This is a genomic window from Caballeronia sp. LZ033 (genome assembly GCF_031451265.1).
Classification (GTDB): Bacteria; Pseudomonadota; Gammaproteobacteria; order Burkholderiales; family Burkholderiaceae; genus Caballeronia.
The window spans coordinates 838,698-857,059 of the sequence record NZ_JARUXQ010000002.1; the positions used below are offsets into that span (position 1 = coordinate 838,698).

The 18,362-nt window shown below is 63.0% G+C and carries 15 protein-coding genes and 2 pseudogenes; 12 read left to right on the top strand and 5 right to left on the bottom strand.

The features are described from left to right. From QCE62_RS19350 to QCE62_RS19370, 5 genes and pseudogenes are all read left to right on the top strand, one after another. Window positions 1-1,711 (top strand): hemagglutinin repeat-containing protein (locus tag QCE62_RS19350; protein WP_309921861.1); only part of this gene is annotated, 1,711 nt, incomplete at its 5' end. A gap of 10 nt (window positions 1,712-1,721) precedes the next feature. Further along, the gene (locus tag QCE62_RS19355; RefSeq protein WP_309921863.1) at window positions 1,722-2,078 is read left to right on the top strand and encodes a DUF6188 family protein; all 357 of its coding nucleotides are present in this window, start codon (window positions 1,722-1,724) and stop codon (window positions 2,076-2,078) included. Between the two features lie 26 nt (window positions 2,079-2,104). Continuing rightward, a pseudogene (locus QCE62_RS19360) lies at window positions 2,105-3,538 on the top strand (hemagglutinin repeat-containing protein); the annotation flags it as partial. 770 nt (window positions 3,539-4,308) lie between these two features. Next, a complete protein-coding gene (locus QCE62_RS19365) occupies window positions 4,309-4,575 on the top strand; it encodes a hypothetical protein (protein WP_309921866.1) in 267 nt (88 codons plus the stop codon). Window positions 4,576-5,472: 897 nt separating this feature from the next. Then, window positions 5,473-7,261, top strand: a pseudogene (locus tag QCE62_RS19370) (ShlB/FhaC/HecB family hemolysin secretion/activation protein). 52 nt (window positions 7,262-7,313) lie between these two features. Here the strand turns inward: QCE62_RS19370 and QCE62_RS19375 are convergent. Beyond that, window positions 7,314-7,565, bottom strand: a complete 252-nt coding sequence (locus tag QCE62_RS19375) for a hypothetical protein (RefSeq protein ID WP_309921869.1) — start codon at window positions 7,563-7,565, stop codon at window positions 7,314-7,316. A gap of 198 nt (window positions 7,566-7,763) precedes the next feature. Here QCE62_RS19375 and QCE62_RS19380 point away from each other — a divergent pair, with 198 nt between their 5' ends. The 4 genes from QCE62_RS19380 (at window position 7,764) to QCE62_RS19395 (ending at window position 10,585) form a co-directional block, all read left to right on the top strand. Beyond that, a complete protein-coding gene (locus tag QCE62_RS19380) occupies window positions 7,764-8,210 on the top strand; it encodes an SOS response-associated peptidase family protein (protein ID WP_309921872.1) in 447 nt (148 codons plus the stop codon). A 2-nt stretch (window positions 8,211-8,212) separates the two neighbouring features. Continuing rightward, window positions 8,213-8,452 carry a hypothetical protein gene (locus QCE62_RS19385; protein ID WP_309921876.1) on the top strand — a complete coding sequence of 80 codons (240 nt, stop codon included), beginning with the start codon at window positions 8,213-8,215 and terminating at the stop codon, window positions 8,450-8,452. Between the two features lie 150 nt (window positions 8,453-8,602). Beyond that, window positions 8,603-9,106 carry a DUF1993 domain-containing protein gene (locus tag QCE62_RS19390; protein WP_309921878.1) on the top strand — a complete coding sequence of 168 codons (504 nt, stop codon included), beginning with the start codon at window positions 8,603-8,605 and terminating at the stop codon, window positions 9,104-9,106. 177 nt (window positions 9,107-9,283) lie between these two features. Beyond that, on the top strand, window positions 9,284-10,585 hold the full coding sequence (locus QCE62_RS19395) for a sugar efflux transporter (protein ID WP_309921881.1): 1,302 nt from the start codon (window positions 9,284-9,286) through the stop codon (window positions 10,583-10,585). Between the two features lie 72 nt (window positions 10,586-10,657). Here QCE62_RS19395 and QCE62_RS19400 read toward each other — a convergent pair whose 3' ends face one another. Continuing rightward, the gene (locus QCE62_RS19400) at window positions 10,658-10,819 is read right to left on the bottom strand and encodes a DUF1328 family protein (protein WP_035508907.1); all 162 of its coding nucleotides are present in this window, start codon (window positions 10,817-10,819) and stop codon (window positions 10,658-10,660) included. Window positions 10,820-11,350: 531 nt separating this feature from the next. Between QCE62_RS19400 and QCE62_RS19405 the strand changes: the two genes are divergently transcribed. From QCE62_RS19405 to QCE62_RS19415, 3 genes are all read left to right on the top strand, one after another. Further along, a complete protein-coding gene (locus tag QCE62_RS19405) occupies window positions 11,351-13,267 on the top strand; it encodes an AAA family ATPase (RefSeq protein WP_309921883.1) in 1,917 nt (638 codons plus the stop codon). Between the two features lie 72 nt (window positions 13,268-13,339). Then, window positions 13,340-14,251, top strand: coding sequence for a LysR substrate-binding domain-containing protein (locus tag QCE62_RS19410; RefSeq protein WP_309921886.1), 912 nt, complete (start codon window positions 13,340-13,342; stop codon window positions 14,249-14,251). Window positions 14,252-14,348: 97 nt separating this feature from the next. Next, window positions 14,349-15,590, top strand: a complete 1,242-nt coding sequence (locus tag QCE62_RS19415) for an MFS transporter (RefSeq protein WP_309921888.1) — start codon at window positions 14,349-14,351, stop codon at window positions 15,588-15,590. 10 nt (window positions 15,591-15,600) lie between these two features. Here the strand turns inward: QCE62_RS19415 and QCE62_RS19420 are convergent, their stop codons facing one another. The 3 genes from QCE62_RS19420 to QCE62_RS19430 all read right to left on the bottom strand — a co-directional run. Further along, a complete protein-coding gene (locus tag QCE62_RS19420) occupies window positions 15,601-15,951 on the bottom strand; it encodes a hypothetical protein (protein WP_309921891.1) in 351 nt (116 codons plus the stop codon). Between the two features lie 24 nt (window positions 15,952-15,975). After that, on the bottom strand, window positions 15,976-16,818 hold the full coding sequence (locus QCE62_RS19425; protein WP_309921894.1) for a serine hydrolase: 843 nt from the start codon (window positions 16,816-16,818) through the stop codon (window positions 15,976-15,978). A 500-nt stretch (window positions 16,819-17,318) separates the two neighbouring features. Beyond that, on the bottom strand, window positions 17,319-18,362 hold a 1,044-nt coding region (locus QCE62_RS19430), incomplete at its 5' end, for an RHS repeat-associated core domain-containing protein (protein ID WP_309921897.1).

The window sequence follows — 18,362 nt, forward strand, 5'->3', positions numbered from 1 at the left end:
CGGCGTGTCGGTCGGCACGAACGGTTTCGGCATATCGGCGGCGATGGCGAACGCGCACGGCGACGCCAACAGCGACGCGGCGATTCAGAACGCGTCGCACGTAACGGGCGCGAATAGCGTCGCGATCGTCTCAGGCGGCGATACAAACGTGATCGGCTCGCAGATCGCCGGAAGACAGATCGCGGCGGACGTCGGTGGCAATCTGAACATTGCGAGCGTGCAGGATACGACCGTCAGCGCGGCGCACCAGAGCAGCGCCGGCGGCGGCTTTGCGATCAGTCAGAGCGGTGGCGGCGCGAGCTTCAGCGCACAGAACGGCCATGCGGATGGCAGCTACGCGCAGGTCAAGGAACAGGCGGGGCTGGTTGCGGGCGACGGCGGCTTTGACGTCTCGGTCAAAGGCAATACGGCGCTCATAGGCGCGGTCATCGCAGGGGCGGACGACGCAGCGAAGAACAGTCTGTCCACCGGTACGCTGACGTTCGCGGACGTCGGCAACCACTCGCACTATTCGGCGAACAGTATCGGCGGATCGGTGGGCTTGTCGCCGGGTCCGAGCTCCGAAAAGGCTGTCGGCACTGCTTCAGTGCCGGGCTCGGGCGGGCCGGTGCCGATGATCGGCCAGCATGAGAACGGCGATCAGAGTTCGACGACGCGTAGCGCGATCAGCCCGGGCACGATCATGTTGACCGACAGCGATCATCAGGCGCAGGACATCGCGAGCCTGAGTCGCGACATGACGAACACGAACGGGACAGTCGCAACCACGCCCGACGTGAACGAGATCCTGAACAAGCAAGCCGACACGATGCAGGCGGCGCAGGCGGCCGGTCAGGTGGTGGCGCAGGGAATCGGTGCGTATGCGGACGGTAGGCGCGATGAAGCGATCGAAGGCGCGAAGTCGGCGTACTACCGCGGCGATCTTGATGCGATGCAGAGCTATCTGGATACGGCGGACGCGTGGTCTGACGGAGGTCTGAACAATCGTGCGGCTTTACATGTAATTGGTGGCGGTATGATTGGCGGGCTGGGCGTTGGAAGTATCGGAGGCGCCGCAGGCGGTGCGGCGGGTGCGGGGCTGTCGTCATACATGGGAGGCCATACCCGAGCGTTTGCTGACAGCGTAGGCGGTGGGTTGGTCGGCAACTTGACGGGCAACGTAGTGAACGGCGTCGGCGGCGTTCTCATCGGCGGACCGGCAGGCGCGGCTACGGCGTCGAGCCTGAACCTGTACAACCAGCAGAACGACAAGAACGAGACGCAGGCGGCGAAGGACCAGAAGGAACTTCGCAAGATTCTGGACCAAGAGCGGGCGGCGCTTGGGCAGAGAAGCATTCAGCAAGCGGACAATGGAGCGGCGACCTTGCGGCCGCCGGTTGGGGCGCTTGGCGGAACGCCGAAGATTCCAGTAAATCTGCAACCGTTCTCAAATCCGCCGCAAGCACCGATTATCCCTTCAAGTTGGGAAAGCCGTGACGGTAGATCGCCCGGAAGTACCATCTACTACCCGCCGGGAACAGACCCGAGCGCGCCGGGAAGTACGTACATTCGCGTAATGCCTCCGGGAACGACGCCCGTGCCCGGCCTGCAAGAAGGTTACTGGATTTCGGTAAGGGACGGCCAACCGATCAATCCCGCCACAGGCGGAACAGGAACGAAGGGGGACACGCATATTCCGCTCCCGCCCAACTCATTGCCGCCGAAACGCTAGAGAGGACATCATGATAGAAGAGAAAGATTTGAATGAGTTGCGCGAAGGCCTGCTTACTGGAGTGACAATTGGTGTTGGTTCGATGGTGCTTACTTTCTCTAACGGCTCGCAAATCCTGATCCAATGCCCGTTCGAGCGAATTCATGGTTCAGACCTGCAACATGGACACGGCGAGCATCTTAGGAGCTCAACGCTGCTATTCGACATGCTAAATCATCGAGTTTCCAGTGCTGAATTCGACAGCGAATCGGTTCTATCAATTTCTTTCGACAACGCGCTGCGACTTCGAATCCTGCCGGAAGTCAATGGATTTGAGTCATATGTCGTTACGACGAAGTTCGGTCAATGCCCTGTGATGGTCTGCTGAATTCTGAACTAGCAGGCCGACACGATTCGAGCAGCAGCTACAGCGTTTCGAGTGAGACGCAGACAATCCATCGCGGCTCAACCGTGAACGCCGGCGGCTCGGCGGCATTCGTGGCAGCCGAGCGAAACCTGAACATCGCCGGCTCGAACATCAGCGCAAGCGACGTGTTGCTCGCCGCGCAGGATCAGGTGAACGTCGTCAACACGACCGACACGGCGTCGACGCGCAGCTCCAACAGCAGCAAGAGCGCGAGCGTCGGCGTGTCGGTCGGCACGAACGGTTTCGGCATATCGGCGGCGATGGCGAACGCGCACGGCGACGCCAACAGCGACGCAGCGATTCAGAACGCGTCGCACGTAACGGGCGCTAATAGCGTCGCGATCGTCTCAGGCGGCGATACGAACGTGATTGGCTCACAGATCGCCGGAAGACATATCGCGGCGGACGTCGGCGGCAACCTGAACATCGCGAGCGTGCAGGATACGACCGTCAGCGCGGCGCACCAGAGCAGCGCCGGCGGCGGCTTTGCGATCAGTCAGAGCGGCGGCGGCGCGAGCTTCAGCGCACAGAACGGCCATGCGGATGGCAGCTACGCGCAGGTCAAGGAACAGGCGGGGCTGGTTGCGGGCGACGGCGGCTTTGACGTGTCGGTCAAAGGCAATACGGCGCTCACGGGGGCGGTCATCGCGGGGGCGGATGACGCGGCGAAGAACAGTCTGTCCACCGGTACGCTGACGTTCGCGGACGTCGGCAACCACTCGCACTATTCGGCGAACAGTGTTGGCGGATCGGTGGGCCTGTCGCCGGGTCCGAGCTCCGACAAGGCTGTCGGCACTGCTTCAGTGCCGGGCTCGGGCGGCCCGGTGCCGATGATCGGCCAGCATGAGAACGGCGACCAGAGCGCGACCACGCGCAGCGCGATCAGCCCGGGCACGATCACGTTGACCGATGACGCTCATCAGGCGCAAGACATTGCGAGCCTGAGCCGCGACACGACGAACACGAACGGCACGGTAGCGAGCACGCCCGACGTGAACGAGATACTGAACCAACAGGCCGACACGATGCAGGCCGCACAGGCGGCGGGTCAAGTGGTCGCGCAAGGCATTGGCGCGTACTTTGATATAAAGCATGCGCTGGCAATCACCGATCACGATCAGGCGACAGCCGATGCAACGGCCGAGGGCGGAAGGGACCGGGTGATCGCGCACGTCATCGGCGGCGGCTTGATTGGCGGTTTAGGTGGCGGCGGCATCGACACGGCAGCAGGCGGTGCAGCGGGCGCAGGCGTGGCGGCGGGATTCGCGCCACAGCTGAGTGAAATAGCCGAGAGCGTGGGAAACGCGACCGGCTCGAAGACGCTTGGAAATTTCTCGGCGAATATAGTCGCGGGCGCGGGCGGCGCGTTGGCCGGCGGCGAAGCAGGCGCCGTGACCGCCAGTAACGCGGATTTGTACAATCGGCAGTTGAACCAGAAGGAGAAGAAGACGATCGCGGACCAGGCGAACGGAGATGCGGCCGAGGCCAGTCGGTTGACCAAAGCGGCGTGCTATGCGGTGAAATGTTGGGCCGAATACGCGCCGGGCAGTGAGCAATATAACGCTAACTTTGTGAGTCAGCTTGAGGCGTCACAGCTCGGGCCGGAACTGGCGTGGGTGAAAAATCAGAAGGAGGCGGGATTGTTCAATTACACGCCCGGGCAGAAGGTCACGGATATGGTGAAGAGCGACCCGGTCGGTGTGGCAAAGGATCTTGCGAAGACTGGACTGGGAATAGTCACTGCTAACACCGGCGGCTCATTGTGTGGCAGCGGTGTTGGCTGCGCGATCGGGGGATGGATGTTCGCCTTCGGCACAAGCGATGCAATTGAAGGGGGATCGAGTTTGCTCAACCGATACGATGCAACTGCGACTTCCGGCTGGAATCCGCTGAGATCGGGGTTCAACAGTCTCAATTCAACATGGGGTGACACTGCCTATGATGGCTTGAACTTAGTGGCGGCAGCTCTGGCTTTGAGGGTTTCGGTTCCGCTCAAAATGGGCACTGCGGACGGTCTGAATCGCCCCGGCTCAATGTTCGGAGTTACAGTGCCGCGCATCAACAACAACACGTTGATTCCCTTTGTCGGCCAGGCCGCTCCTTACGGAACAAATCAAGCCATCTTGTTCTACGGAGTAACCACGAAAGGCATTACCGTCTTCAATGACGTTCAAAATGCTGGTAGCAAAAAATGAACTGGAAACGACTTTACGCAACCCTGCAAATCTGGTTTACGGTGTGCTTAGCCTCCCTCTTTGGCGCGGGGTGTTGGTCATTTCTTATTGCAGGGCTATGCCGATTAGCTTTTAATCTCGGTGAAAATGAATCAATGTTGGTAATTGGCGTGCCGTTGTTTCTGATGTTTTTTTTTGTTTTTGCGAAGCATCTTCCGAAGCCATTACGAAAGGCTGGCATGCTGAGCGATGACCCTGAGAAATTTGGTCCTTGGTTTAAATGAACTGGAGGCGTCTCTACGCGACGGTTCAAATTTGGACAATGGTTTCGCTTGCTTCGACGATTGGTGCTGGCTGTTGGTCCTTCCTCGTCGCGGGTCTGTGTCGTCTGGCCTTCGATATGAATGAGAATGTTGCGCTTCTGTCAATAGGGGTGCCGTTAGTTCTTGTGCTCTTCATTTGGCTTGCAAAAGCTTTGCCAAGCCATCTCCGCAAGGCTGGGATGCTAAGCGACCACCCTGAAAGCTTCGGACCTTGGTTCAGATGAACTGGACACGTCTCTACGCCGTTAGTCAGATACTTAGCACCGTCGGCTGCATCTCGATCGCGGCTGCCGGTCTGTACTCTGTGATCTTGATCGGCATATGCAGAAGGCTCATTGGATTGAGCGAGAACGTCTCTGTGTTTGCCATTGGTATCCCGTGCTTCCTGCTTCTGCTCACAGCCTTTGTTCGGTACTTGCCGGCTCACCTTCGCAAGGCTGGCATGCTGAGCGATGACCCTAAAAGCTTTGGTCCTTGGTTCAAATGAATTGGCGAAGCATTCTCGCGGCAGAGCGCACGATTACGATAGTTGGCAGCATAGCTGTTGGTTCGAGTGTTCTTTATGCATTCATAGTGGCTGGCTTATGCAGAATCATGTTTGTTCTAGGAGAGGTTACGGCGTTGCTCTCGATCGGACTTCCCTTGTTTTTGGTGTCGCTAGTCCTACATGTCTGCCTCCTTCCAAAACATCTCCGTAGGGCTGGAGTGATCGATTAGCGTCTGACCTTGTATTTCGGACATTGCTTGTTACGTGTCCGACGCCGCTTCGCTAAAGTAGTTCTCGCGTATCCCAAGGGATGCGCGACCTCGATGTCTTTGCCTCGCCGCGCGCCAGGTTTCTTAGTCCGAACAAGCCACATGAAGGTAAACAACCGCCTGACGGCCCTTCCCCTTACCGCCCTTGTGTCATTCGCCAGTCATGCACAGCAGGCTCCGGCGATCGCGGACGAAGCGGCGGCCGTGCGCCAACGCCGAGCAAAACCAGCAGGTACAACAGCAACGCGACGCGCAGCAACGTGACGCGGCCGTGCGCGCGCCGGTCGTGCGCTCGACGGTGCCGGCGGTCACGGCCTATCCCGACTTGCCGCACGAAGCGCAGTGCTATCGCATCGACACGTTCGCGTTGATGGTCCCGGATACGCTATCCGACAACGCGCGCGTGCAAGGTGCGTCGGCGCTGCCGTTCGATCACTTCGCATTCGCGCGTGAGTGGGCGGATCACTATCGCGGGCAATGCGTCGGGCGCGAGGGAATCGCGGTGCTCACGAAGGGTTTGCAGCAGGCGATACTAAGCCGCGGCTACGTGACAACGCGGGTGCTCGTGCCCGAGCAGGACATCGCAAGCGGTACGTTGTCGTTCGCGCTCATGCCCGGCGTGATTCGCGAGATTCGTTTCGTTGAACCCGTCACGCGGGCGTCTTGGCGCTCTGCGTATCCCGCACGGCCGGGCGACCTGCTCGACGTGCGTGCGCTTGAGCAAGGCATCGAGCAGATGAAGCGGCCCGCGAGCCAGGACGCCGACATGAAAATCGAGCCGACCGACCGGCCCGGCGAGAGCGACATTCTGATTTCGCTCAAGCGCTCGAAGCCGTGGACGCTCGTCGCCTCGATCGACAATTCCGGCAGCCGTGCAACGGGCAAACTCCAGGGCAATGTCAGCCTCGGCCTGGACAACCCGCTCGGGCTGAACGACGTCCTGACCGTCGGCGCGTCGCAAGACCTTTACTTCGACGACAAGGGACTCGGCTCGCACGGCTTCACCGGCTCGTATGCGGTGCCGTGGAGCTACTGGACGGCGTCGCTGTTCGGCTATTCGAGCACGTACTACCAGCAGATCGCGGGCGTCGCGCAAACCTTCGTCTCAAGTGGCAACACGCAGACAGCGGGGATCAGAATCGCGCGCGTGCTACGGCGGTCTCAGAGTGACGTGCTCGGGGCCTATGTGCAGCTGTCGAAGCGGTTCGGCGCGAGCTTCATCAACGACACCGAGATCGAGATCCAGCGTCGCAATAATACGTTCATCGAGGCCGGGCTGACGGACCGGCACTACTTCGGCGGCGCGCAGCTTGACGCCTCGCTCGGCTACCGGCAAGGCGTGGGCGGCCTCGGTGCAACGCCCGACCCGGCGCCGCTTCCGCAGATTCCGGCTACCTCGACGAGCCAGCCAAGCGGCCCGACGTATCGCTACCGGATGGCCGTGCTCGATCTCAACCTCTCCATGCCGTTCGTCCTGACGGGACAGCCCTTGCGCTATGTGACGAGCTTTCGCGGCCAGTACTCGGCTGATCGGCTGTTCTACGTCGACGACCTCGCGATCGGCAGCCACTACACCGTGCGCGGCTTCGACGGCGCGCAGATGCTCGCGGCCGAACGCGGTTTCTACTGGCGCAATGAGGTGCAGGCGCCGCTCGGACAAACTCGCCAGTCGCTTTACACCGGTGTCGACTATGGGCGGGTTTTCGGGCCGAATACGGCGTTTCTGGCCAGCACGCAGTTGGTCGGCGCCGTGATCGGGATCCGCGGCGGCGTTCCGTTCAAGGCCGGCGGTTTGAGTTACGACCTGTTCGCCGCGACGCCGATCCATAAGCCGGCGTCGCTCGTCACGGCGCGCGTGACGTTCGGTTTTCAGGTGACGGCGCAACTCTGAGGCGTCCGGGACGCGTGGTGTCCCGCCTCAACGTGCCTTGATGAGCGCCACGCTACTTGCTCGAGGCCGGGCTGTTGTGAAAGCTCATCTCTCGCATGTCCACCGGCGCATACGGGTCTTTGACCCGTTCCACGATCGTACCGACGCGCTCCTTTTCCGCCAGCATGCGGGCTTCGAGCTTTTTCATCTGCCGCCATTCGGTTTCCAGCTCGCGCATGCGCCGCCGGATCGACGCCTCGATCGGGTCGATCTGGTTGCACAGGTCGTTGAGCACCAGGCGGCTGCGGATCAGGTCGAGCAGCACGGCCCGCGTGATGGGCCGCTCGCGATATTGCTCCTGTAGCGCGCGCAGCCTGGCCATCGGAAGCGGATTAACGCCGGCAAGCGATAGTCGGGCAATTCGGAGGGGTTCATCATCTGGGCGACATACTGTATGGATGAACAGTATGTCGCTGTGCTCGGGTCGGGCCCACTGCGTAAATGAATCTGACCCGGGGGACGCATGTGCACGAGCGACAAAGTAGGCGACAAAACCCGCTGGGCGGGCTTCCCGGCCTTCAGCGAGTTTCCGCAGCCTGATTTTGACTACCGCGACGAGGTCTATAAGGACTATGCGGCGCCGATCTTCCGCCGGCTCGACGGCGCGCCCATGACCAGTCCGGCCAGCTTCGGCATCGTGCCGCGCAAGCACATTCCCGAGAACGTCAAGGTCTTCGACACCATGAACGCGCGCGCCGAGACAGTCGGCGAAAGACGGAGCTTCAGCGGCGCATGGAAGAAGCTGCAACTGTGCCTGATCCCGTGTATCGGCTTCTACGAGCCGAGCTATGAGACGGGCAAAGCGGTACGGTGGCGCATCGGCATGGCAGACGGCTCACCGCTGGCGATCGCGGGTCTGTGGCGCGAATGGGATGACCCGAAGGCACAGCGCTCAGTTTCACCATGTTGACAGTGAACGCGCAGGATCACCCGCTCATGTCGCGGTTTCACAAGCCCGGTGACGAGAAGCGCAGCGTCGTGATCGTGCGCCCCGACGCCTATCAGGACTGGTTGTCGTGCAGATCGACCGACGAGGCGCGCTCCTTTCTCACCCTTTATCCGGCGGGCGCGATGATGGCCGAAGCGGCGCCAATGCCGCCCCGCAAACCCAAGCCAAGCGCTGACGGCACGAGTCAGCCATGGTTGATCTAACGACGCGTTAGCCGGGTGACGTTCGATTCCTGGTGAGCACCTCGTCCGCAATGGATGATGTTGTCCGGCAGACATCAGTTACAAACGCACTAATCAACTGGAGTGGTGTCTCCTTAAGCCGCTGCGAACCTCTGTTACGGGAGAACGGCAATGTATGCACTGGCTATCGCGCAGTGCGCGGAAGCAGTCAGGACGATGGACACTTATCTGGACCGCGCCGAACGTTTCGCGCAGGCGAAGAAGTTCGATGTCGCCGTGTTGCTCTCGACACGGCTCGCGCCCGACATGGCGGGATTGCTGTATCAGATCCAGAGCGCCTGCGATTATCTCAAGGGCGGCGCTGCCTATCTTTCCGGACAACAGCCGCCGCGGCACGAAGACAACGAACAGACGCTTGCCGAAGCGCGCGAACGCATTTACAAGACACTCGCGTTCGTCGGGAGCGTGACGGCAAGTCAATACGATGACGCAGCCAGCCGGATCGTGAAGGTATCGTGGGTGCCGGGCACACTGTCGGGCGAGAACTACCTATTGCAGATCGTGATTCCAAACGTGTACTTCCACGTCGCGATGGCGTATGCGATCTTGCGCGCCAATGGGGTCGATGTCGGGAAGCTGGATTTCATCGGCAAGGTGAGTGCCATCGACGAGTAAGACGCGTGACCCTGCCGTGAAGCACCGCCAAATATTTTGTTACAGCAAAACCGCCCAGCGATGGGCACACTGCGCACTGGCCCGCAAGACTCTGCCCTGCCAAGTGCGCGGAACATCGCCTGCGGGCCCTGCACGCTTCAAACGCTTCGAACGCCACGGCCCACCCTTCCCCGCCCGATGAACGCCCGCCTGCTCAGCCTCACCCACATTCCGTTTTTCCTGCCGCTCTCCGCGGCGACGCTGATGCTGGGCATCGCCATGTCGTTCACCGCGCCCTATCTGTCGCTCTTCAGCGTCGAGCAGGCGGGCATGACGCCGCTGCAACTCGGCCTCTTCATGACGATGATCGCGGCGAGCGGCGTCGTGACGAGCGCCTTCGCGGGCAAATGGACGGACCGTCGCGGACATCATCGCGAGTTGTTGCTGGCGGCGTTGATTGCATCGGCGCTCGGCTTCCTGCTGCTGTGCCTGGTGCGCAACTACGCGGGGCTGATGAGCATCGGCATCGCGTTCCTCGGCGCGGGCGGCGCGGCCATGTCGCTGGTGTTCTCCTTCGCGCGCTCCGCGCTGCCCATCGAAGACGAAGCCCAGCGCGCCTTCGCGCTCGCCACGCTGCGCACGGTACTTTCCATGGCATGGGTGTTCGGTCCGTCGGTGGGCGCGCTGGTGCTGGCGGGCGCGGGCTTCTACGGCCTCTTCCTGTTCGCGGCGGCCTGCTTCGCGGCATGCGGTGTGATCGTCTGGCGCATGCACGATTCACCGAAGGGCGACCCGCACAGCGCACCCGCGCATTACGCCGGCGATCCGTCGTCGCTGCTGGAAGTCACCGCGCCCGATACCGAAACGCTCGCGCCGCCGCATGCCGGCATCTCACATCCGCGCGCGGACATCTGGCGCGCCACGGTGGCGCTGACGCTCATCGGTCTCGCCGCCAGTGCGACCATGATCGTGCTGCCGCTCTATGTCGTGCACGGCATGCACGGCACGCGCATCGACGTGTCCATCATGCTGGGTCTCGGCGCCTTCCTCGAAATCCCGATGATGCTCGCGCTCGGCGCGCGCGGCTCGCGTCTCGACAAACAGCGCTGGCTCGCCGCCAGCGCCGCCGTGCACATGGTGTACTTCGTCGCGGTGGCGGCGTCGCCCGGCATTCACATCCTGATTCCGATGCAAGCGTTCAGCGCCTTCGTGGTGTCGGTGACGTCCTGCCTCGGCATGACCTACATGCAGGACCTGATGCCGCGCAGTCCGGGCGCGGCGACTGCCTTGTTCTTCAATGCATCGCGCGTCGGCTCGATCCTGTCCGGCGTGCTATCGGGTGTGCTGGTCGCGGCGCTGGGCTATCGCGGCACGTTTCTCGTGTGCGGCGCATTGACGCTGGGCGCATGGGTGCTGTTCATCAATCCGCCGTTCGCGGACTATGCGAGGCGCGCGCAGCGGTACTGGAAGGCGCGTCGAAGCGAACGGTTGGCGAAATGAAAGAAGGGGAAATCCGGACAAAAAAAAGCGTCGTGCCGCGTGGCGCGGACACGACGCTGGCCAGCCGAAGCGTCATCGCCTCATCAGGCCCATCACCAGCGTGACGAGGAAGATCACGAGGAAGATGAAGAACAGGATCTTCGCGATGCTTGCCGCTCCCGCGGCAATGCCGCCGAAGCCAAGCGCCGCAGCGATGATCGCGATGATGAAGAAGACCAGCGCGTAGTAGAGCATGACGGTATCTCCCGGGTTATCGAATGTTCCGCGCTTCGCCTGTCGCACGGATCGTGCCTGTAGCAAATCATGGACAAGCAAGCAGTATTCCTTACCGGATGGAGCGGACAGTTTTGCCGTGCTATCCTTGGCTCGCCCTTGCGTACGCCATCGAACCTGCATCGATTTGCGAGCGTGGAGCGCCCGCCTGCGAACGGCCGTTAACTTACGCGGACCGTTTGCCGTTAAATAAAAACAGGACGTTAAATCGACAAGGCGCGGGCCCGCTCCCGTCCCTCGTGCCGTTCCGCGTTAATGAATGGTCATGCAATACGGGCGCCATTCCAGCGGAGCCTCCCGAACAGGGCCATGCCCGCATGGTTGACGATCTGCGGTTCAAGGTCGATCGCCTTGCCATCTGAAGCGCCATACGAGTCCTGGCGCGTACGGCAGGCATCCCGCCACCGTGACGAGTCCGGCATGCCCGGATGTCTCAGTCCCCGACGAAAGCTTTGAGTGCGGCGCCCTCGCGGCCCCATTAGGAACGAATTGATGAAATCGGTAAGGAATTCGCTGCGGTCGCGCGTCGGCCGCCTTGTCGCGTGCGGCGTGCTTGCCGTCGCGCTCGTGGCCACCGTGGGCTTTGTCCATTGGCGGCACGAACAGCGCCTCGCAGCGCCCTCGGCCGCTGCCCTGACCGGCGTCGCGCACCAGATGCGGCATGACGCGTCGGCGTGGTCGCATCAGGAGAAGGATGCATCCGCCATGCTCGCCGATATCCGCGCCGGCCAGGTGGCCGCCATCGGCGTGAGCCGCGAGGCGATCCTCGTCTCGACGCTCAAGGGCGACAAATACTATGTCGCCGATCACAACGGCGCGTTCTCGAATTCCCTGCTGCTCGGCGACCTGAAGCCCGGCAGCGCCACGCCCTATCAGCTGGTCTGGCTGCCGGACGCGGAGGTACGCACGGGCACGGCGCAATGGAGCGAAATGTTCGACCGCTCGCGCGATGCGCTGAGCCTGCTGCTGCCGCTGCTGATGATCGGCGGCCTGCTGTGGTTCATGCGCCGCGAGATGCGCGGCGGCGCGCAGTTGCTCGGCAAGTCGCCGACGCTGCGCTTCGACGACGTGATCGGCGCCGGCGAGGCGAAAGCCGCGCTCACCGACGTCCGCGCCTGGCTTTCCGAGCCCGCGCAGTTCACCGGCATGGGCGTGCGCGCGCCGTGCGGCATCCTGATGACGGGCGGTCCGGGCGTCGGCAAGACGCGGCTGGCGCAGGCGCTGGCGGGCGAATGCGGCGCGAACTTCATCGCCATCACGGGCAGTTACTTCAGCGCGAAGTACTACGGCGTCGGCATCCAGAAGGTCAAGCATCTGTTCGAACTGGCGCGCAAGAATGCGCCGACCGTCATCTTCATCGACGAAGCCGACGGCCTCGGCAAGCGCACCGACACGGGCGGCGGCCCGGTCGAGGCGGAAAGCAACCGCATCATCAACCAGCTGCTCGCGGAGATGGACGGTTTTGCGTCGAATGAAGGCGTGATCATCGTCGCGGCGACCAACCATCCGGACAATCTCGACGAAGCGCTGCGCCGTCCCGGTCGCTTCGACCGCACGGTGCAGGTGCGCCTGCCGAGCCTCGAAGACCGCTCCGAGATCCTGCGCTTCTATGCGGACAGCCTGAAAAAGAAGAGCGACGACATCGACTTCGAACAGCTCGCGCGGCTCACGACGGGTCTCTCGCCGGCGTCGCTCGCGATGATCGTCAACCAGGCGGGCCTCGTCGCGCGCAAGGCCGGCACGCGGGAAGTCGCGGCCGCGCACTTCCTGGAAGCAATCAAGATCGCGCGGATCGGCGACATCAACGGCGCGGAACGCGCGCTGTCCGACGACGAACGCACGCGCATTGCGGTGCACGAGGCGGGCCATGGACTCGTGGCGGCGCTGCTCGGCACCGGCGTGCTGGAGGAAGTCACGATCCTGCCGCGCGGCGGCGCGCTTGGCGTCGCGCTGATCACAAAGATGCAGGACAAGCATCTGTATCGCGAGACGGAATTGCGCAACGAGATCCAGGTGCTGCTCGGCGGACGCAACGCCGAACTGCTGATGTTCAACGAAGCATCGAGCGGCGCCGCACATGACTTGCAGGAAGCGTCGCGCATCGGGCTCGACATGGTGTCGAAGCACGGCTTCAACAGCGAAGGCAACCTCTTCAGTCTCGCGGCGCTGCCGCAGCAGTACGCGGGGCTGCAGCTGAAGAACTCGATCGAACACGCGAACGCGCTGCTGCACGAGCTCAACGATGCGTGTTTCGCGCTGTTGCAGGCGAACGCGCCGGTCCTGCGGTCGATCGCCGAGCAGTTGCTCGACGAGGAGACCGTGCCGGGCGAAACGGTGTACCGGCTGATCCGCGAGCATGCGGATTCGCTCGCCAATCTCGAAAGCGACGACGAAGCGCTGGCGGCGTAAGCGCCGCATCGGCGGGCGGCCCGAACGGAGCGATGGCACACTAGGCGGCAACGCCGTCGCTCCCGGTCTTCCATGCCCCTTCGCCTGCCTCCGCTCAATGCGCTGCGCCTCTTCGAGTGCGCCGCGCGTCATCGCAGCTTCAAGCTCGCCGCCGCCGAACTGAACGTGACGCCGGGCGCCGTGAGTCACGGCATCGGCGCGCTGGAGGACATGCTCGGCGTCGAACTGTTCGTGCGCGAGCCGCGCGGCCTGTCGCTCAGCGCGGCCGGCGAGCTCTATCTTCCGTATATCGCCGAGGCGTTTTCGCTGATCGCCATCGGCACCCGTTCGCTGCCCGACCGGCGCAACCGCCGCTCCATCTCCGTCACCTGCGCGCCGACGCTCGCCGCCCGCTGGCTGGTGCCGCGTCTCGGCGATTTCCGTGCGCGCTGGCCCGAAATCGACGTGAGCATCGATACGTCGCGGCGGCAGGCGGGCTTTCCCGTCGATGGCTTCGATTTCGGCCTGCGCCTGAGCCGCGGCCCGGTGGACGGCGCCGCGTGGCTGCGCCTGTTCGGCGAGCGGCTCGTGCCGCTGTGCAGCCCCGCATACCGCGCGATGCTCGCCGCCAGCGGCGACGCACCGGATCTCACGCGCGCGACACTGATCCACGTCGATACCGCCAGCCAGGACTGGCAGGCGTGGCTCGATGGCGCGGGCATGGCGGGGCTCGATCTGCGCGGGGGCCTGCGCTTCGACACCGTGCAACTGGGCTTCGAGGCGGCGGCAGCCGGACTGGGCGTGGTGATCGGCCGGCTGCCGCTGGTCGAGCGCGAACTGGCGCAGGGCACGCTGGTGCAGGCATCGGAGAAGGTGGTCGAAACGCAGACCGCCTACTGGCTGTGCGACACGCCGCAGGCCGGCGAGCGCGCCGATCTCGCCGCGTTCAAGGCCTGGCTGATCGAGCAGGCGGCCGGATTCGACCCGAGCGAGCCGCGCGGTTGAAGCTGGGTTGAACTGCGCTCAACCGCCGGCGAAAACTTTTCGTTTGTCAGCACGCCCGTGCGCCTGCGACGATGCCCGGCAAGGAGGAACACCGTCCATGTCGTCACTTTCATTCGATGCAAAACGCACCCGCATCGCAGCCTGGGCGCTGATCGGCGCGGCCGGCCTGATCCTGAGCGCCGCCATGGGCGTGCGTCAGACCTTCGGGCTGTTCATCGGCCCGTTTTCCTTCGATCGCGGCCTGCCGGTCACGCTGATCGCCTTTGCCATTGCGCTGCACAACCTCGTCTGGGGCTTCGCGCAGCCGTTCGCGGGCGCCGCCGCCGATCGCTACGGCGCCGCCCCCGTGGTCGCCTTCGGCGCCGCGACCTTCGCCTGCGGACTTGCCATCGCGGGCGCGGCGACCTCGGGCTGGATGTTGATGCTCGGGCTCGGGCTGCTGGTCGGCATCGGCATCAGTTGCACGAGCTTCGGCGTGGTGCTCGCGACGGTGGGACGCGTAGCCTCGCCGGAAACCCGCAGCCTCGCGATGGGTCTCGCCAGCGCGGGCGGCTCGCTCGGGCAAGTGCTGATGGTGCCGTTCGCGCAGGCCGTGCGCGTGCACGCGGGCGTACCGGCATCGATGTATGCGCTCGCCTTCGTGCTGCTGCTGATCGCGCCGCTGGGCATCGTGCTGGATCGCGCCAGCCGGAGGCGCAAGGGGCAGGTTCAGACGCAGCCCGCGGCATTGCCGCTGCGCGAGACACTGGCTTACGCGGCGCGCCATCGCGGCTACCGGCTGCTGACGCTCGGCTTCTTCACCTGCGGCTTCCAGCTCGCGTTCATCGCGACGCACCTGCCCGGCTATCTGCTGCTCTGTCACATGCCGGTGGGACTCGGCGCGACGGCGCTCGCGCTCATCGGCTTCTTCAACATGATCGGCAGCTGGGGATGCGGCTGGCTCGGCGGACGCTGGCGGCAACATCATGTGCTGGCGTGGCTCTATCTGATCCGCGGCGGCACCATCGCGCTGTTCGTGCTGTTGCCGACGACGAGCGTCTCAGTGGTGCTGTTCGCCGCCGTCATGGGCCTGACTTGGCTCGGCACCGTGCCGCTCACCAACGGCCTGATCGCGAAGGTGTTCGGCACGCGCCATCTCGGGACGCTGTTCGGTGTCGTGTTCCTGAGCCATCAGCTGGGCTCGTTTCTCGGCGCATGGCTCGGCGGCTATGTGTTCGATACCACCGGGTCCTACTCGCTGATCTGGGGCGCCACGGCCGTCGCAGGCCTGGTCGCGGCGCTGCTGCACTTTCCGATCGACGACCGTCCGCTCACTGGCGACTCGCTCGCCACGGCGTGAGCGTATCGGCTTACGACGGATTCAGGCAGCCGCGCACCATCGTCGCGTAAAGCGGATCGGCGACGCGCCGCTCGAAGTATTCGACGAGTGTCGAGCCCGCGTCCTGCCGCACGCTCACGCCGATGGTCACGCCCTTGAAGTAGGTCTCCGCGCGCAACCGGACGGCGCCGTCGTGCTTCACGCGGCTGAACTCGCGCGTGCCGTTCTTCCAGCGCGCGGCGATGCACTCCGCCACCTCGGACACCTTCGCCGCCGTGCGTTCCCTGAACACCGGCGAGCGCGCGAACACGCTGTCTTGACGCGAGCACGCCGCGATCATGATGCACAAGCCGATCATCGATACGACATGCCGCGTTTTCATCGGGAGCTCTCCGGGGTGGCGCGTTCAACGGCGACGCGCCGCGTGGTTCGCGTTTTTCATTAACCAGCTGCGCAGGTTCACGGCATCCTGGACGTGCGCGTGCGCGTCAGGTGCGCCGAGAATCACGAACACGACCTGCCGCCCATGCACCGGCGCGATCACGATGAGGCAATGGCCCGCCTCGTTCGTAAAGCCGGTCTTCTGCAGGCCGACGCGCCATGCCGCGTTGTACACCAGCGGATCCGTGTTGCGATACATCAGCGGCCCCGCGCCGCCGAGCACGAGCTTGTGATGCGAGGTCGCATAGTCGCGGATGGTCGAATAGCGATACGCCGCGCGGGCCAGCTTGGTGAGGTCGCGCGCCGTCGAGACGTTGTGCGGAGACAGGCCCGTCGGATCGACGAAATGGCTGCGCTGCATGTGCAGACGCTTCGCGGTGCGGTTCATCGCGCGCACGAAGCCAGGACGTCCGCCCGGATAGTCTCGGCTCAGCGCGAACGCCGCCCGGTTCTCCGACGACATCAACGCAATGTGCAGCATCGTCCGGCGCAGCAGCAGCGAGCCCACCGGCAGGCGCGAGCGCGACCACTTGAGGCGGTCGACATCGGCATCGGTGATGCGCGCGGGCTTGATGAGAGAACGCTTCGAGTCGAGGACGACCATGGCCGTGAGCAGCTTGGTCAGCGAGGCGATCGGCAGGCGCCGGTCGGCGTGGCGCGCGTACAGCGTGCGGCCCGTGGCGAGATCCACGGCGATGGCGGCGCGTGCGTGCACAAGCGGTTTTGAGACGGCGCGCTTCGCGTGCGCAATGAGCGGCACGAGACTCGCGAAAAGGAAGATGAAGAAGACGAGGTGGAATCGGATCATGACGCGTTCAGTTACGCGTCGGGTGGGAAGGGGTATGCAAGGGCGACGGCATGGAAGTGGCGGCGGAAGCGGCGACAAGCGGGAAGCACGCTACCGTAAGGGGCGAGGCTTAAGTGGGACTTAAGGGGGCATATACCTGATCGTGATGGAGCCGCGGTGGAAGCGCCAATCGAGTCCTGACTAATGAAGCTGCCGTTTGTGAAATCGAGGTTCTGCAGGCGCCGTGGCAGATTCGAGCTGCGACACTTCACGAGGAGTAGTCTTGACAAAAGACCGCTATCTGCGGCTTTGAAAAATCTCAAGATGCACGATCGAGTGCCGTTCCGACGTCTTGAAGCAACCTCATGACGTTTTCTCGACTTGCACCTATGCGGGTTTCGAACTCGAAAAGATCTATCCCATTGCATATCTCGTTGAGAGCCGAATTGATGATGAGCAATTCATCACGGCTGATTTCGATATTCAGTTTATTGACTGACGAACTAACGATTTCCATATTCTTACCTCAAACGATTGAAATAGTTGATACCGTCGGATGGACGGAATGCAGTTCCTCCGTCCACAGCTCTCGGGTTGTGAATGACAACCGTACCAAACGCTTCGCGCCAATAAGCCGTTCGATCATTGCTTAAGCTTCGGGCGTGAGTCGGATTGCTTATCACATCGTGAATCAAGTCCGCGAACTGTGCGCGAGTTCGAATTCCTAGACCTCGATATTCGCCTTGATCAAGTACATGTTTTTCAAAAGCGTGTCCGTTTGCTATGGCGTCAGCGAGGCTGCATCTCAATCCAAGCGGATCCGCCCAGCCGAAGATGTTCGGTGCGAATTCACAAGGATTAATGCCTCCCGCCAAGCCGACGGGGTCATTGCTGATGAAGCTTCCAGTTTGTGGATCGAAATGCCGATGGCGGTTGTATCTCAGCCCACTTTCATAGTCTTCATATTGACCTTGCAGCCGGATCGGTTGCTCGATGCGCTCCGTCCCGACATGATCGACCTGGCCGGTCACGCCGTAGTGTACTTCCCATACGATCTCGCCGTCCGCGTTGCGCAACCGTATCGGCGCGCCGTTCGGGTCGTTCTGGTAGAAGTACAGGCGCTTCGATGCGGCGTCTTTCGTTTGCATCGCCAAGGGCTCGAAGCTGCCCAGGTGATAGGCATAGAAGCGTGCTGTGTCGTGTTTGTTCGAAGCGCTCCGTACCTCACCCGCCATCGCATCGCCGTCCCACAGGAACCAGATTTGTGAGCCTCGCTGGCTATGCGCGCCATGCCACGCCTCAGTCGCCCGCTTGCCGATGCGCCGTCCCAGCGCGTCATAGCGATACGCCCAGCGCTCGTTGTGCGTGTTCTCGAAACCCGCCAGCCTCCCGAACGCATCCCATTCGAAGCGCTGCACGCCCTGTCCGCCGCCCTGGCGGATGATCAGTTGGCCCGCCGCATCCAATAGCCAGCGCGCGCCATCGTTGTGCTGCAGTTCTCGTCCGCGTTCGTCGTCACGTACGACCTTGAAGCGGTCTCCGTGGGCGTCGTAGGCGAAATACTT

Bases quoted from the DNA above. Each gene is read 5' to 3' on its own strand.
- QCE62_RS19425 (WP_309921894.1), bottom strand. From the start codon at position 16,818: ATGATCCGATTCCACCTCGTCTTCTTCATCTTCCTTTTCGCGAGTCTC.
- QCE62_RS19380 (WP_309921872.1), top strand. From the start codon at position 7,764: ATGTGCACGAGCGACAAAGTAGGCGACAAAACCCGCTGGGCGGGCTTC.
- QCE62_RS19395 (WP_309921881.1), top strand. From the start codon at position 9,284: ATGAACGCCCGCCTGCTCAGCCTCACCCACATTCCGTTTTTCCTGCCG.
- QCE62_RS19355 (WP_309921863.1), top strand. From the start codon at position 1,722: ATGATAGAAGAGAAAGATTTGAATGAGTTGCGCGAAGGCCTGCTTACT.
- QCE62_RS19400 (WP_035508907.1), bottom strand. From the start codon at position 10,819: ATGCTCTACTACGCGCTGGTCTTCTTCATCATCGCGATCATCGCTGCG.
- QCE62_RS19410 (WP_309921886.1), top strand. From the start codon at position 13,340: ATGCCCCTTCGCCTGCCTCCGCTCAATGCGCTGCGCCTCTTCGAGTGC.
- QCE62_RS19420 (WP_309921891.1), bottom strand. From the start codon at position 15,951: ATGAAAACGCGGCATGTCGTATCGATGATCGGCTTGTGCATCATGATC.
- QCE62_RS19415 (WP_309921888.1), top strand. From the start codon at position 14,349: ATGTCGTCACTTTCATTCGATGCAAAACGCACCCGCATCGCAGCCTGG.
- QCE62_RS19390 (WP_309921878.1), top strand. From the start codon at position 8,603: ATGTATGCACTGGCTATCGCGCAGTGCGCGGAAGCAGTCAGGACGATG.
- QCE62_RS19405 (WP_309921883.1), top strand. From the start codon at position 11,351: ATGAAATCGGTAAGGAATTCGCTGCGGTCGCGCGTCGGCCGCCTTGTC.
- QCE62_RS19365 (WP_309921866.1), top strand. From the start codon at position 4,309: ATGAACTGGAAACGACTTTACGCAACCCTGCAAATCTGGTTTACGGTG.